Below are 14,072 nucleotides of genomic sequence, written 5' to 3'. Positions count from 1 at the left end.
CGGGGCAGGAATGCTCAAGAGCGATCTTGGGAAGCCCGCACCGCATGCGTAGCATCGGTGTTGGGAGGATGTCACCTTAGTAAATGGGATCGAATCATCACTACAGTCAGCAATTTTGAGTATGGGGCTGACGATTGCGGCAGTCATCATCGGGCTGGGACTAATCCTGTACATGCGCGTCATTAACGCTATATCCCTAAAGCAACCGCAATTGCTGGTCTGAATTGTCTGCCATTTGCAGGGAAGACATAGCTGGTTCATCTAGCGAAGTCAATGCTTCTAAGGGCAGCGCTTCATCTTCAGCTAGTAGGCTTTGGGCAACAGCCAGAATATCCGCCTGCATCTCTCGTAAGTCTTCCCGGTTGGTCAGGTATGTTTCTAAGGCTACTAGGGGATCGAGTTGATTGCCTAATCCCAGTTCGGGTAAGCGGGCACGGGCAAGTTGGCTGAATAGTTCTGGGCGAATCGTATAGCTGTGGGCCGCACTCAAAACTTGATGCAACTCGGCTTGATCAATCTGGTCAATTTGATCAGAACGCAGGTGATAAATTAATCGCACCACGGCACCTTGAATTCGATCGCGCGGCAAGGCTTGCAATACTTTTTGGTGGGGATTCTCTGCCTCTGAGAGGTCTACTTCAATGGTGCGAAACGGACGAACAGGCAGGGGACAGAACTCAAAGGTCGTTTGGCCTTTGCTCAGGTTCACCATTACAAACCCTTTGTCTTCTTTCTCTTCGCTGAAGTCTACCCGTTCGATACTACCGGGGTAGACCACAGGCGGTTGCTGATTTAGCACTTGATGACGATGCACATGCCCCAGCGCAACATAATCAAAGCAGGAACGGGCAAGCAGAGCCATTGGCAGCGTGAAACCTTTGCCCACAGCCAGAAAGCGTTCGGCTCCGTAGGTGGCTGTGTCGATCATGGCATGAGCCAACAGGACGGTGGGTAGATCGGGATCGAGGCGACGGATTTCTCCTTCCAGGGCCACCCACAGACGATCGTTCAGCAGGTGATTCACTTCCCCCATTGACAAGCCTTCTGTTTCAGGCCGGGTGAGCAGCGTGGAGCGGGTTAACCAAGGGAGGGTAATCACCTGTACGGCACCATTTTGGGTTTGAATGCGATGAGTATCCAGACGATCGCCAACGATGAAGCCAGGTACTCCCAGGGTGCGATAAATACACAGGCTGGCTCCTCCCTGTCCCTGAGAATGCTGATCGTGATTGCCGACCAGCAAGACGGTGGGAATTTCTGCATCGGCAAGGCGACGAAACTGACTGGCAAAGGCTTCCTGCACGTAAGGTGGCGGTGTGGCATCGGGGAAGGCATCCCCACCAAAAAGCACCAGATCGACGGAGTCTGCGATCGCGCGATCGATACAGCGTCCCAGTGTATGTACAAAGTCTTCCAGGCGGGTATTCAGCCCAGTTTCCGGGTTAATGTGCCCATGCGTGAACCCACTACCCATATGAATATCGGAGAAATGCAGGACTTTGATCATTGCCGGACACCTGTACTGGTCTGGGCTTATTATAGGGTGGGGGAGTAATTAATCGACCATCCTCTGACTCGTCCGTGAGAATATACAACAATCTGTCTGGGACTTGACGCACATCGCTTACCCATTGCCCGATCGCAATGGCTGTTGACCCAGAACCTTTCCTGTCGCATCCAGATCAATTCGCCGTACATCACGGGAAACTAAGCCTCCAGCAAACCGATCTCTCTGCCAGCCCAGGAAGCGATGAATGGAGAGTAGGGAACTCGAATCCCTGACCTCTGCGGTGCGATCGCAGCGCTCTACCAACTGAGCTAACTCCCCTTAGCGAGGATATTCTACCATTTCTGAGGTGGTGCAGCAGGTAAGGAGATGAGAGATTCAAGCGGCAGCCTGCTCATACACTTGACGCACGCGATCGAGCTCCAGATCCGTCAGGTAATCCACGGTCCAGTTCGCGCGACGTTGCAGCATGTGGAATGGGTAAGAATTGGCCACCCCAACGACCGGAATTCCGGCCCGTTTGGCAGCGGTAATCCCGGTAAAGGTATCTTCAATCACTAAACACTCTGCCGGAGCGAGATTGAGTCCCGGATACTGCTGATTCAGACGCTCTACAGCCAGCAAATAGCCATCGGGTTCTGGCTTGCTGGGAATTGCATCATCTCCGGAGACAATTACCGGAAAGGCTTCACTCAATTGTGCTCGTTCTAATACCAGAGAAATTTCCGATCGCAATGCCCCACTGACTACGGCCAGCTTTAGTTGGCTGGTGCGAATGGTAAAGATTAAATCCTGAACACCGGGATAAATCGGCAGTGGAGACAGCTTTTCTAATTCCTCCTGATAGGCTCTGGCTTTCCGGGCAATCAAGGTATCTAGATGAGCATCTGACAAAACCCGGCCCCGGCTGGAAAATAAATCTTGCAAACAGGCTCGGTCGCTGCGGCCTAGACAAAATTGGCGAAACTCTCCTGGTTTTGACCGCAGGTTTTCTTCCAGCAACAAGCGTTCGATCAACTTTTCGTGCAGGGGTTCGTCACGAATGATCACACCGTTGAAGTCAAACAAGACGGCTTTCAGGGACATAGACTTGCTTCCACTTGACCTCAATTCTCAGCACTCAGCACTACCCCACCTGGTCAGGATGCAACACTTTGGCAACCGTCTGCACATCCTTATCTCCCCGACCAGAGCAGTTGATGACAATCCGGGGATTACCCGACAACTGGGGACAGAGGGTTTCCAGGTAGGCGATCGCATGGGAAGTTTCCAGGGCTGGAATAATGCCTTCCAACTGAGACAGTCGCTGAAATGCATCCAGGGCTTCTTGATCTGTGACACTGTAATATTCCGCCCGTCCCAAATCCTTCAAGTAGCTGTGTTCTGGCCCCACACCGGGATAGTCCAGGCCAGCACTGATCGAGTGAGCTTCCACGACCTGACCATCTTCATCCTGCAGTAAATAGCTCATCGCTCCATGCAACACACCGACGCGCCCGTAAGTCAGCGTGGCCGCATGTTTTCCAGTTTGCACCCCTTCCCCTGCTGCTTCGATCCCAATCAAGCGCACAGTGGGTTCGTTAACAAACTCATGGAACAGACCCATGGCATTCGAGCCACCGCCCACACAGGCTAGCAGAATGTCTGGTAAACCACCCCACTTCTCCTGACACTGAGCGCGGGTTTCCTGACCAATTACGGCATGAAAATCTCGTACCATCATCGGATAGGGATGTGGCCCCGCCACCGAACCGAGGATGTAATGCGTGGTTTCCACATTTGTCACCCAATCCCGGATTGCCTCTGACGTGGCATCCTTCAGGGTTCCGGTGCCTGCCTCTACGGGACAAACTTCTGCCCCCATCAGCCGCATCCGAAACACATTCAATGCCTGCCGCTCCATGTCATGAATGCCCATATAAATCACGCATTTCAGGCCAAAGCGGGCACACACCGTCGCTGTGGCCACTCCATGCTGTCCGGCTCCTGTTTCGGCAATGATCCGCTGTTTACCCATGCGTTTCGCCAGCAATGCCTGCGCCAGAGCGTTATTAATCTTGTGCGCTCCTGTATGGTTCAAGTCTTCCCGTTTCAGATAAATCTGAGGGCCGCTGCCGTCGGGTCGAGCATAATGAGTTGTTAATCGTTCCGCAAAATATAATGGGCTAGGGCGTCCCACATAGTCCCGCAACAGTCCATTCAGTTCTTCCTGAAAGGTGGGATCAGCCTTGTACTGGTAAAATGCCTGTTCCAGTTCGGTCAGAGCGGGCATCAGCGTTTCAGGAACATACTTACCGCCAAATTGACCAAATCGCCCCAGAGCATCGGGACGCTGGGCAGAGTTGCTAGATTGGGAACCGGGACGAAGAGGAGTGGTGGTCACAGGCCGTTTCAGAATATGGGACAGCCTTTATTATAGGGGGTTGGGTTTGGGATTGAAGCGATCGCCAATCTGCACATAGTAATTCTTGATCCAGTAGCCAAACCGGGTGACGGGGATTGTCACTGGCTCGGACAGATGCTGAAACTGAGCTGCCAATTTCGGTTCTACGGGGTGCCAGTCATCGGATAGGATCACGGCATGCCTTCCCTTCAATGCATTTGCATCAAGCCAGAAATCGAATTGATCAATACGATCGGCAATCGCCATCACATCAGGTTGCGGTAACTGATAAGCCAGGGCAGAAGCCGATCGATAATCTGTCGTGACAAAAAACGGTGGCGTAGCGGACTTCGCGGCTTCAGCCATAACAGCTTTACCCACTTCATCCCAACCAAACAGCATCCGCGAGTCGGGATCACCGTCAGGACTGCCAAGTGCGGAAAGGGGAAACAGGCTGTAATGAATGACGAGCAAGAGAGCAAACAAAAGCCCGTAGAATTGGCCGCTGAAGAAAAGAGCTTGGTGAAAGATGTTGGATGTTGGATGTTGGATGTTGGATGTTGGCCTGTCCTTTGGCAAAAAAACTGCAGGCATCAGCGAAAACAAGAGTAGATAAGCTGTAATGTTCCAGTAGTAAAGAGCGGTGGAGACGCAGGCGATCGCCGTTAACAGTACCGTTGATACGGCAAATGTCCAGAGGGCAACAGTGCGGTAGGCAGAGTTAGGCTGAGGATTGGGGCGTTGAATGGCTTGAATCATGGCCCAGACGTTGAAGGGGGAGACAGTCAGAATCGACACCAGCAGAAAGACCAGCGGTTCTCCCCACTTGAGCCGCAGACCACCTGCCCCAGAATCTCCACTGCGATTGACATAGTAACGAAAGGATTGGAAATCATTACCCAGGTTCCACAGCAGAATGGGCAGGAGCATTAAAGCAGCCATCACACCCGCCAAGTACAACCGTCGATCGCGCAACAGAGGCCGCCATTGAGGATGAGAGGCGATCGCACTCAGCATTCCCAGCGCCACAAACAAGGCATTGTATTTGGATAGTCCGGCCAGTCCCAGGGCGATCGCAGATCCATACAACTGCCAGCTTATTCCCTGCCCATCGCGGCTATAGCCATCTAGAAACTGAATAAACAGAAACAGTGCAATCAGAGAGCAGGTAATTAATAAATGATCATGCCATGCCAGAGCTAGAAATAAAAAATATAACGGAGAAGCTAATACTAGCAGTACTATCAACCCAAAGAACCGATTTGCTTCTCTTCCATATAAATATTTGGCAATTTGATAGTATACCGAGAAGAAAACAATATTGCTAATTAAATTGGGTAATCGTAGAACGAAGTGCGATCGACCGAAGAGCGCGGTAAAAGCTCCCTGAATCCAGGCTTGTAAAGGTGGATGATCGTAGTAAGACAGGGCTAGGTGCTGTCCCCAGAGCCAGTAATAGGCTTCATCGGGATTAGGAAAGGTATTCAACCAAAATACCAGCCGCAAGAGTATAAATACACCCAAAATCGGCAACACAAATTTGAATGGAGGCAAGACAGAGGACATAAGATTCTGTACATAGGATGGGTTAGCGCAGCGTAACGCATTCATTTTGATGTCATCCTCATGTATTGAGGCGTTACGGCGATCGCCTAACCCATCCTACAAAATTTAATGTTAGTTAAAACATTTGCCTATAAACCTTGTCCAAGTCCAGAACCGTAGTTTCTCTGATCGGAAAACGACCGTTCTCTAGCTGGACTTGATTTAAAAGCACCTATCGACGATCGCTGTGGCCAAAATCACTTGCACCTCAACAACTTTGTTTCTAGAACTGTAACCAACCTGACCCGTTCCTCTAGCTGTGCCATGCTGAATGAGTAGGAATATCGAGCGTTCTGTGAGGAGTGGTGTAATGAGTAGTGATGGATGGCAGAAAGTAGGAGCGATCGCGTTTAGCAGCTTAATTTTCATGGGTTTAGTAGGATGGATGAGAGTGATTCAGATGCAATCGGTTCTAGCTGAACCGGTGCATGAAGTCGCTCCGTCCCAACTGACGGCTCAACGTATGACTCAAAATTCTGTAGATCCAAAATTGGTGGCCGCTAATGTTCGCTTTGGTTTCAAACTGTTTTCTGAAACGTTGAAACGCGAGGGCAACAAAAATGTGTTTGTCTCTCCATCTAGTGTGGCGATCGCGTTGGCGATGGTATATAACGGTGCGGCAGGGGAAACCCAACAGGCAATGGCAAAAGCAATGGAACTGCAAGGTATTAGCTTGTCGGAATTAAACCAGGCCAATGCTGAGTTAATCAAGTTGCTGGAAAATCCCGATCCCAAAGTGCAACTGGCGATCGCAAACTCTTTGTGGGCACGGCAGGGCATTCCCTTCAATCCTGATTTTTTGCAACGGAATCAGCAGTTTTATCAGGCAAAAGTTACAGAACTGAACTTTCAAGATCCGAAAGCCGTTGCCACGATCAACAATTGGGTGAGTCAAAATACTCGCAATAAGATTACCGAAATTGTCGATCGATTAAATCCTGATGATGTGATGATGCTAATCAATGCTATTTACTTTAAGGGTGACTGGTCAAAACAGTTTGATCCGGCTACAACCAAACAAGAGCCGTTTTTCCTGGGAAATGGTCGCCAAAAATCCCATCCCTTAATGCTTCAAAATGGGGAATACCGTTACCTGGAAAATGATCAGTTTCAAGCGGTCAGTTTGCCCTATGGCAATAGCCAGCGGATGAGTATGTATGTGTTTCTGCCCAAGTCGAGTTCTACCCTATCTGCCTTTTTGCAAACCCTGACGGCTGATAACTGGGAACAATGGATGCGCCAATTCCGTAACCGGGAAGGCTCGATTAAGATACCCCGTTTCAAATTGGAGTATGAAACGGAACTGGTACCTGTCTTATCAGATCTGGGAATGAAAAATGCCTTTACCGCTCGAGCAAACTTTGCTGGTTTAAGTTCGGCTCCCGTTCAGATTGATCAGGTTAAACACAAGACTTTTGTAGAGGTGAATGAAGAGGGTACAAAGGCGGCGGCTGTCACCGCGATCGGAATTCGCGTCACATCCATCATGCCTACGGAACGATTTGACATGGTTGTCAATCGCCCATTCTTCTGCGCGATTCGGGATAATCATACAGGCACCGTGTTATTTATGGGGGCGATCGCGGAACCGTCATTATAACTAAACCCAATACCATGCTTCCTTAAAAGGTAGGGAATGGGTGTCTTTTGTCCCCCTCTCTTTGTCCTGTGCAGATCGCTAAGACCAATGATGCATGACTAATGACTGTCTAATCCAATTTCAAAGCATTTACGGGCACCTCATCCCAGGACTCAACCTGCCGCATTTGAGCTACCCAACCTGCAGCGATTTGCTCTTCTGTCAGGTTGTTTTTGAAGGATTCGTGGCAATCTTTTGCCTGTTGTTCATCACAGCAAGCAATACAGGAATAAAGAATCCCACAGGGATCGAGTTGCTCATTCACCCAAATCGGCATGATTGACCGCTCCGTTAGAAATTGTTCAAGACAGCAGGCTTACCGTACTAAGAATGCCACAGTTTTGAGAAAATAATGAGCCATGATTCGGCGACGGATCTAGACAAGCTGACTGGATGAACCAAGAATCCCACGACTTTAGCGAAGCGGAGTTGTGGGAGTGTCAATTTTTCCAATCAGGGTTGGTTAAGCTGGTGAGAATGTGATCTTCCCAGCGATCGTTGATCAGCAAGTAATCCCTGGCGTAGCCCTCGACGACAAAACCTAAGCGTCTGAGTAAATTTCCACTGCGTTGATTGCGAGGCATATAGTTAGCCATAATGCGATGCAGATGCTGCCGGGTAAACATATACTGAATTCCAGCCTGCAAAGCTTCGGTCATATATCCCTGGCCCTGTTCCTGTTCTGCCAGACTATACCCCAACATGCAAGAGTGGGAAACGCCTCGCAGAATTTGGTGAAAGTTCACTTTCCCGATCACTCGATCTGGCTCAGATTTCTTGAACAGGCACAATTTCACCGCCTGTTCATAGTTGAATTCAACCAGTGCTTTTTCAACCTGTTCCTGCCAAAAGGCAATCGTATAAAATCCATCTACACGAGCAGGCTCCAAGGGGGTAAGAAATTTTTTATTAGTAGAGTAATACTCCAGAATAGCTGCGGCATCCTGGCGGCTGGCCAGTCTTAAAACTAGCCGTTCAGTTTCAAGAATTGGAAAATTGAGAAACACAGGCGATCGTTCATTTGACAACACACTAAACCCAATTACATCCGGATGCGATGTAGTAAATCGTAGAAACCACTCCAATCATCCTCCTCCACAATCAATTTCCAGACGGCCTCAATCTCAGGACGAAGTAATGCAGTGATTGGATTATAAATTCGCAGCCGTTCTGAAATTAAGCCTAATTCTGATTCTGGTGATCCCAGCAGCAAATTAAAGTACATAATTTTCCACCGCTGCCACAGGGTCTTTAGATCATCGTTCAGGGATAGATTGGGATCAAAGATTGACTCCACAGATTCCCTCCAGATTGGCGAAAACTGCTGCCGAATTTCTGTAAAAAATTGATGATAGCCGATTTGGGAATGTTGGAGGAATTTGAGAGTGAGCTGCAGCAAATCCTCGGCTTCAGGCGTACTCAGATTGTCGAACCCTAGTTTATTCAACATCCGCTGCCGATAGGCTTGGGCGTAGTACTGATCAAACTTGCCCAAGCCTGCTTCCAGATCGGCAAAGGAAATCACCCGGCTCAGAGGAGCCTGCAACATTTCCAGATTCCAGTGGCAAATGGCGGGCTGGTTGCCGTAGCTGTAGCGGCCAAAGTAGTCAAAATAAGCGGCAGTAAACGTGGGATCGTAGGTGGGAATGAAGGCATAGGGGCCATAGTCGAAACTTTCTCCCGTGATTGCCATATTGTCTGTATTTAATACGCCATGGCAAAACCCTGCGGCCATCCATTGAGCGGCTAATTCGGCAACCCGTTGCACTAATTCAGCGTAGAACTGGGCATAGCGATCGCGCTGAGGCTGTAAATGGGGATAGTACTGCTCAATTACATGGTTCAGCAGGGTCGCAATCAGATCTGTACGATCGCAATGATGCAGTCGTTCAAAGGTGCCAAACCGGATATGCGATCGCTGCATGCGCACCATCACCGAAGAGCGAGTCGGTGATGGTTCATCGCCTCGCCATAACTCTTCCCCCGTTTCAATCAAACTCAAACATCGAGAGGTGCGTACTCCTGCCCGGTATAAGGCTTCTGCAGCCAGCACTTCCCGCACCCCACCCTTCAGCGTCAATCGTCCATCGCCACCTCTAGAATAGGGGGTTGTGCCCGATCCCTTTGTACCCAGGTCATATAAATCGCCCTCCAGTCCGCGCACTTGACCATAGAGGAATCCGCGACCATCCCCCAAAAACGGATTGTATTCTCCAAACTGATAGCCGTGATAGCGCAATGCCAGTAGGGGACGGGGTGGAGTTTGAAACTGGCCAAAGGCGGCTACAAAATCTTCATCTGATACCTGGGCTGGCTCTAACCCCAACCGCTGTAATAAATCCTCATTACGAAACCGCAGGATTTTCAAGGGAAACTCTGCAGCGGCGACGATATCATAGTACTCGTCTCCCAGCAACTCCAGCACAGGCTCGTAGTTGAGGCAAAGGAGGGGATTAGCGCGATCGCAAGAATGTGCAGAATCAGTTAAAACCATGCAAAATAACAAGGATGGGACGTATTCCCATCCTATCAAGGCAACCGGGCTGAGGAGAAGATCCTAAAATCTGGCTTGCAACCCAGGGTGAATCCGACTGATCGCTAATGGAGAACCCTCAGTCTCAGAAATCGTTTGAGATTGAGAGGGCAGCGCCGGCTGTCGGAGCAGAACATCGGATTGATCCACGACCCTGACATTATCGGCAAAGTTAAAGCCGACAGTGGTTTGGGAAGAAGGGACAACAGAGGGAGTGGGTCTGGATGTTAAGGCTTCAAGATTGACCAGGTTGGATGGTACAACTGCATTAACCACTGAATTGGATGTGGGAGGTTGCATCGGTTGGTTAGATTGAGGCGGCTGAATGGGTTGACTTGGTTGTGTAGGTTGGCTTGGCTGCGTGGGTGGAGTGGGCAGGCCAATCGCAGCCTGAGGAACGTTGATCGCACCACCTGTAATTGTGACTTCAACATTGGTTGTGATCCCAGGAATTTGTTCCCCATACCAAAAATCTTGTCCATTAGTTCGCAAGGCTGTGCCCGTTAGGGTTATCACACGGTTGTCTACAGTGGCGACATCGCCGCTAGTCAGCGTAATGGAACCGTTGGCGATCGCATGCATCAAAATCGATTGTCCCGTATTGGTGATCAAGAGATCGCCGTTGGGGATGGTGCCCAGGTCGGGAAGGGTAAGAGTGAGGTTCGTAGTTCCTTGAGGGGTCAGAAGGGAATTAATGGTGACCGTTCCGGCCTGACCATTCGTCGGTACGCTAATAGTGAAAGAACCACTACTGATCGGAATCGACACTGTAGAAGCAGGATAGGCACTGACGCTGGCCTGCGGAATGGCTAGACTCCCGACCTGCACCGCATAGTTAACCACAACTCCAGCAGCCGTTGGCAGCATTGGAGATGCCGCCGCTCCTGAAACGGTTCCCAAACTTTGCAGCTTTAAATAACCATTGGTAAAGTTAGCCGTCCGACCATCATTTAAGCTAGCACTACCTGCTACAGCATCAAAGTACATACCAACTGGAGTATTGGTAGTGATGGTGGGAACTACAGCCGCAGCGGGAAGAGGTACGCTGGTAATGTTAATAGTGCCAGCAGGGCTGAGGAGAGTCATGGGAGCCGCTGGGTTGACATACGCTGTGCCTCCACCCGTGCCTTGCAGGGCAAAACTGCCATTTGAAACAGGAATCGCAACAAATTGAGCAGCAGTGGGTAAAGACGCGATCGCCGTAATACTTAACGCGCCCAACGACATCACGGAACAACGAATGGCACACTTCATGAAGAATCTCCCTGGCAACAGTAAATAACTCAAGCAAAGTCCTATAAACAATCAAGCAAAACTGACCTCTCTGCCCTGGTAAGTGCTACCCGCATAGACAGAAGCAGCACATTGTGATGGAGTTTCAATGAACTGGAGGTCCTCCGTGACCTCTGTGCCTCTGTGGTGAATATGGAAGCAGCACATTGTGAAGGAGTTCAATAAACGGGATGGTATCTGCACCCATTACCCAGAACGTTTAGAAACTTGCGTCGATGGGTTCTCAACAATTCCCAAAGGGTAACTTTTCCTTAAATCTACTGACTTAGAGGTTTGGATAGGCAAAGGATCCGTGAAGAATGTATGTGGTTTATGTAATTTTCTTGATAAATTCAGCTTTATACAGGAAATTACGGAGCAACGGGTTGTGTGATTTCGTAAAAGTCCAGCTTTTGTCGATCGCTAGATTCCTTGCCTGGCCACTATCTTAAGAAAGATCCCTCTACAAAAAATCCTTCTGAGCTTGACTTCTAGCAAGATCAGAAGGACTTGTAAAAAAATTACAACTGCGATCGCGTCACGACGATGAATAAAGAGTTAGAACGTGAACGTGGTTCGCAGAACACCAATGACAATTGTGTCGCTGCTATTGGTTTGCACCGGATTAAACAGCACTAGGACACCGGGAGTGACGCTGATATTATCCGTTAAGCGCCAGCGATAAAAGGCTTCTACATGCACTGTCGAACCGGGTTGCCCGCCGCAGGCTCCCCCTGTTCCAGAAATGGTACTGGGAACATTCAGTGTGCAAACCCCATTCTGCCGCAGATTGCTGCTGATAATTTTGGGCGGTTGACCGACATAGATGCCACCCAGGTTCCCTTTGCCAAACAGGTCAGGAAAATTCAGAAAAGCCATCCAGTTCGTGGCTTCTACATTGCCGCTAAAGCCAGGATTTTGTACCTCTGAGTTGGTGTACCCAAACCAGCCGCCTAAGGTAATACGGGGAGAGATTCGCCAGGATACTGTTGCACCTGCAGCATTAGTCGAGAAGCGGGAACCGACAAATCCAATTAAGTCATCTCCTACTCCTGTGTTTAAGAAGGCATTGGTGGAATAGGAGCGGAGGTAGTAAACGGTCAGGTCTACACGGGGAATGGGGGTGAGGGCCAGTTGAGCGCCGATCGTATTCGGGCCATTGAATAAACCTGCTCCTGCGGATGGATCGGAGGCGGATCTAAATCCATTGCCAGCGGAGTAGACAGCCTGTAAGCTGGCCCAATTAGCGATCTGCCAGTCAAACCCAATCCCCGATCGCGTATTGCCTAAACCAATAATGGGGTTCCTTTGGGCAAACGCAGAAATTGGCCCCTGTCCGGCACTTTCATAGCGGTTTGCTCCCCGAAAGACCGTAATCGGATTGACATCCTCGGTGCCCACAATGAAGGCCAATCTGTCACCCACCAGGAAGCGATAGGTCAGGTCGCTGAGGCGCAGGTTGTTATTGGTATTCAGTTCATACCCCAGACGAGTATAGGTGTCATTCAGGAAGAAGGGTGGGTTATTGAATCCGGCTCCGGTATTGATGTTGCCTGACTGTAAGCCAATCAGCAGGAAATCACGCGCACTGAACGAAGTAACCAGACTCAGTTGAGCGTTGTAGCCAAAGGTGAAATTGGTGGCCGGATCGGGGGTGTCTGGAATGCCATTGCGGGGATTCAGGTCAGCGATATTCTTACCTCGTCCCTGAATGCCCAAAATGACCTGCCCAAACAGTTTGGTGGTAGTGCTAAATTGCTGCTTCTCCAACGTTGCCGTGCGAACTTCCAGGGCATCGACCCGACCTCGCAGGGAAGCGAGTTCTGCAGCAAATTCTTCTTGCAGCCGTTTGACGGTTTCCAGATCTTCTTTGCGGACGAAATCAGCCGTCGCCGCCGCAATCAATTCCTGAATTTTATCCAGGCAAGCATTTAGGCCCGCCGCAAATTCCCAACGACTGAGGGCACGGTTGCCACGATAGGTTTTGTCGGGATAACCTACAATGCACCCATACCGTTCTACCAGAGACTTCAATGCCTGATAGGCCCAATCTGTTGGTTTCACATCAGATAATTGGGAAACCGAGGTGACTTGTTCCATCGCATCTGAGAGGCTGTCTGCTAAACTTGCAACGGTTGCCATGCGATCGCCCATAAAGCCAGATTCCTGGTTGGCTGTCGTCGTGCCAGCCAGGTGTTCAGCGAGAGCTTACTGACGAGATGCCTGAAATTTTGGCGTAGTTTCTGCGATGAATTGAGCTAAAGGAATTCCATTGGAGATGTTTGGGCCAATTTGAGGAGATGACCATTCCTGATCAGAGGAGGAAGAGATCATTGGCTGATTCTGAAGCGAACCACCCGAGTGTGAGGTGGATACGGCCTGAAAATTCAAAAGTGAATCCGTGCTGGGTTGCTCGATGCTAGAAGTGTGTGAATGAGTAGGTGTTTCTAAAGCCATAGCTGACGGCATGGAAGCCGTTGCCATGAGGCAGGCCAGACTCGTAAAGACTGTGCTGGATAATAAAAGATGTTGAATTAAAGTTGGTTTCATTAGTCGCTTCACTCTCTCACAACAGGTTGGATCAGTCAGAGTTTCATGTTCCCAGTTCTAACTCCTCCTAACGATCCATCAAACCTGCGATCAGAAATATAATCCGTGGAATTTATAAAACTTTTACAGAGTGTTGTCTGGGTCAGACGCTGCAGCAGATATAGAGAAAGTCACATTGCCTGACAGAAGCAGAGAGCCACTCAGAAAAATAAAATACTCCTCTTCAATAAAGAAGTTCATAATATTTTTGGTTAAATCAAATCCAGATAGCAACCCGGAACTTACGGCTCAACAAGCCTGACTTTCTGCGTTCGACCTTCTGCCTGTTTAAGCGATAGAATAGTACAGGAACTCTACTAATCTGGTATAGTTCAGTACACGCTGGTACAAAGCCCGGAAACTATTTTTACGGTTCCCGGGAAAGATTCGCCCAAAGCCCGTGAGAAGGCAATGGATCAGTTGATGCAATTCATGGATGCTGGTAAGCTGCCAACTGAACTTGCCGATGGATTTAGTCCTCAACAGTTTATTGAACGAAATCAGCCTGCACTCCCCCATCCTCGCGTAGCAGGTGGGGGTTAAG

The 14,072-nt window shown here is 49.5% G+C and carries 12 protein-coding genes and 1 tRNA gene; 2 read left to right on the top strand and 11 right to left on the bottom strand.

Going from position 1 to position 14,072, the window contains the following annotated elements; genetic code table 11:
* Nucleotides 1-196: 196 nt before the first annotated feature.
* From sbcD to ACUVQO_RS19040, 5 genes are all read right to left on the bottom strand, one after another.
* Nucleotides 197-1,507, bottom strand: a complete 1,311-nt coding sequence (sbcD, locus tag ACUVQO_RS19060) for an exonuclease subunit SbcD (RefSeq protein WP_445927413.1) — start codon at nucleotides 1,505-1,507, stop codon at nucleotides 197-199.
* 248 nt (nucleotides 1,508-1,755) lie between these two features.
* A tRNA-Ala gene (locus tag ACUVQO_RS19055) sits at nucleotides 1,756-1,828 on the bottom strand.
* A gap of 57 nt (nucleotides 1,829-1,885) precedes the next feature.
* Entirely contained in the window at nucleotides 1,886-2,593 is a 708-nt protein-coding gene (locus ACUVQO_RS19050; RefSeq protein ID WP_445927412.1) for an HAD family hydrolase, read from the bottom strand.
* 40 nt (nucleotides 2,594-2,633) lie between these two features.
* Nucleotides 2,634-3,890 carry a tryptophan synthase subunit beta gene (gene trpB / locus ACUVQO_RS19045; protein WP_445927411.1) on the bottom strand — a complete coding sequence of 419 codons (1,257 nt, stop codon included), beginning with the start codon at nucleotides 3,888-3,890 and terminating at the stop codon, nucleotides 2,634-2,636.
* Nucleotides 3,891-3,920: 30 nt separating this feature from the next.
* The gene (locus ACUVQO_RS19040; RefSeq protein WP_445927410.1) at nucleotides 3,921-5,456 is read right to left on the bottom strand and encodes an ArnT family glycosyltransferase; all 1,536 of its coding nucleotides are present in this window, start codon (nucleotides 5,454-5,456) and stop codon (nucleotides 3,921-3,923) included.
* Between the two features lie 349 nt (nucleotides 5,457-5,805).
* On the opposite strand from ACUVQO_RS19040, the gene ACUVQO_RS19035 reads away from it, so the two are divergent.
* Nucleotides 5,806-7,095 (top strand): serpin family protein, encoded by a 1,290-nt coding sequence (locus ACUVQO_RS19035; protein ID WP_445927409.1) that lies wholly within the window; start codon nucleotides 5,806-5,808, stop codon nucleotides 7,093-7,095.
* Nucleotides 7,096-7,204: 109 nt separating this feature from the next.
* On the opposite strand, the gene ACUVQO_RS19030 is transcribed toward ACUVQO_RS19035, so the two are convergent.
* The 6 genes from ACUVQO_RS19030 to ACUVQO_RS19005 form a co-directional block, all read right to left on the bottom strand.
* Nucleotides 7,205-7,411, bottom strand: coding sequence for a glycogen debranching protein (locus ACUVQO_RS19030; protein WP_233743534.1), 207 nt, complete (start codon nucleotides 7,409-7,411; stop codon nucleotides 7,205-7,207).
* A gap of 163 nt (nucleotides 7,412-7,574) precedes the next feature.
* Nucleotides 7,575-8,165, bottom strand: coding sequence for a ribosomal protein S5-alanine N-acetyltransferase (gene rimJ / locus ACUVQO_RS19025; RefSeq protein ID WP_445927408.1), 591 nt, complete (start codon nucleotides 8,163-8,165; stop codon nucleotides 7,575-7,577).
* Nucleotides 8,166-8,176: 11 nt separating this feature from the next.
* Nucleotides 8,177-9,628: a protein adenylyltransferase SelO gene (locus tag ACUVQO_RS19020; protein ID WP_445927407.1), complete on the bottom strand. Its 1,452-nt coding sequence runs from the start codon at nucleotides 9,626-9,628 to the stop codon at nucleotides 8,177-8,179.
* 63 nt (nucleotides 9,629-9,691) lie between these two features.
* A complete protein-coding gene (locus ACUVQO_RS19015) occupies nucleotides 9,692-10,921 on the bottom strand; it encodes a hypothetical protein (protein ID WP_445927406.1) in 1,230 nt (409 codons plus the stop codon).
* 576 nt (nucleotides 10,922-11,497) lie between these two features.
* Nucleotides 11,498-13,093, bottom strand: a complete 1,596-nt coding sequence (locus ACUVQO_RS19010; protein ID WP_445927405.1) for an iron uptake porin — start codon at nucleotides 13,091-13,093, stop codon at nucleotides 11,498-11,500.
* Nucleotides 13,094-13,147: 54 nt separating this feature from the next.
* Nucleotides 13,148-13,489: a hypothetical protein gene (locus ACUVQO_RS19005; protein ID WP_445927404.1), complete on the bottom strand. Its 342-nt coding sequence runs from the start codon at nucleotides 13,487-13,489 to the stop codon at nucleotides 13,148-13,150.
* 450 nt (nucleotides 13,490-13,939) lie between these two features.
* On the opposite strand from ACUVQO_RS19005, the gene ACUVQO_RS19000 reads away from it, so the two are divergent.
* Nucleotides 13,940-14,071 carry a hypothetical protein gene (locus ACUVQO_RS19000; protein ID WP_445927403.1) on the top strand — a complete coding sequence of 44 codons (132 nt, stop codon included), beginning with the start codon at nucleotides 13,940-13,942 and terminating at the stop codon, nucleotides 14,069-14,071.
* Nucleotide 14,072: the final 1 nt, after the last annotated feature.

This window comes from Leptodesmis sp., from assembly GCF_052746595.1.
Note: the sequence above shows the minus strand (reverse complement) of the source record. Positions and strands in the feature narration are given on the sequence as shown.

Excerpts from the sequence above, each read along its gene's own strand:
- sbcD (WP_445927413.1), bottom strand. The coding sequence starts at position 1,507 with ATGATCAAAGTCCTGCATTTCTCCGATATTCATATGGGTAGTGGGTTC.
- ACUVQO_RS19050 (WP_445927412.1), bottom strand. The coding sequence starts at position 2,593 with ATGTCCCTGAAAGCCGTCTTGTTTGACTTCAACGGTGTGATCATTCGT.
- ACUVQO_RS19040 (WP_445927410.1), bottom strand. The coding sequence starts at position 5,456 with ATGTCCTCTGTCTTGCCTCCATTCAAATTTGTGTTGCCGATTTTGGGT.
- ACUVQO_RS19035 (WP_445927409.1), top strand. The coding sequence starts at position 5,806 with ATGAGTAGTGATGGATGGCAGAAAGTAGGAGCGATCGCGTTTAGCAGC.
- ACUVQO_RS19030 (WP_233743534.1), bottom strand. The coding sequence starts at position 7,411 with ATGCCGATTTGGGTGAATGAGCAACTCGATCCCTGTGGGATTCTTTAT.
- ACUVQO_RS19020 (WP_445927407.1), bottom strand. The coding sequence starts at position 9,628 with ATGGTTTTAACTGATTCTGCACATTCTTGCGATCGCGCTAATCCCCTC.
- ACUVQO_RS19015 (WP_445927406.1), bottom strand. The coding sequence starts at position 10,921 with ATGAAGTGTGCCATTCGTTGTTCCGTGATGTCGTTGGGCGCGTTAAGT.
- ACUVQO_RS19010 (WP_445927405.1), bottom strand. The coding sequence starts at position 13,093 with ATGGGCGATCGCATGGCAACCGTTGCAAGTTTAGCAGACAGCCTCTCA.
- ACUVQO_RS19005 (WP_445927404.1), bottom strand. The coding sequence starts at position 13,489 with ATGAAACCAACTTTAATTCAACATCTTTTATTATCCAGCACAGTCTTT.
- ACUVQO_RS19000 (WP_445927403.1), top strand. The coding sequence starts at position 13,940 with ATGGATCAGTTGATGCAATTCATGGATGCTGGTAAGCTGCCAACTGAA.